Annotated in this window: 1 protein-coding gene; it reads left to right on the forward strand. The window is 69.7% G+C overall.

Annotated features, from left to right (window positions below; all coding sequences use genetic code 11):
* On the forward strand, positions 1 to 557 hold a 557-nt coding region (locus G7A99_RS24185; protein WP_163144622.1), incomplete at both ends, for a S1C family serine protease.

A 557-nucleotide genomic window follows, 5' to 3' on the forward strand; every position in this document is an offset into this window, starting at 1 on the left:
GCCCTGGGCAGAAACCTGCCCCAGGAGAACTACGTCCCCTTCATCCAGACGGACGTGGCCATCAACCCGGGCAACTCCGGGGGGCCGCTGTTCAACCTCGACGGTGAGGTGGTCGGGATCAACTCCCACATCTACAGCCGTACCGGCGGCTTCATGGGCGTGTCGTTCGCGATACCCATCGAGCTGGCCATGGATGTGGCCCGCCAGCTCCGCGAGGAGGGTCACGTGGCCCGCGGCTGGCTCGGGGTCATGATCCAGGATGTCACCCGCGACCTCGCGGAGTCCTTCGGCATGCGCCGTCCCCGCGGGGCGCTGGTCTCCCAGATCCTCGAGGATAGCCCGGCGGCGGACTCGCCGCTGCGCGTGGGAGACGTGATCGTGCGCTTCGACGGCCACGATGTACCGACCTCCGGTGCGCTTCCGGCCATCGTCGGCCGTACCCCGGTGGGGGAGCAGGTGCCGGTGGAGATCATCCGCGAGGGCGAGCGGCGGACGGTACAGGTGCGTGTCGGTGAGCTTCCGGAGGACCTCACCGCCCGTGGCCCGGTACCGGCGCC

This window comes from Arhodomonas sp. KWT, from assembly GCF_010993615.1.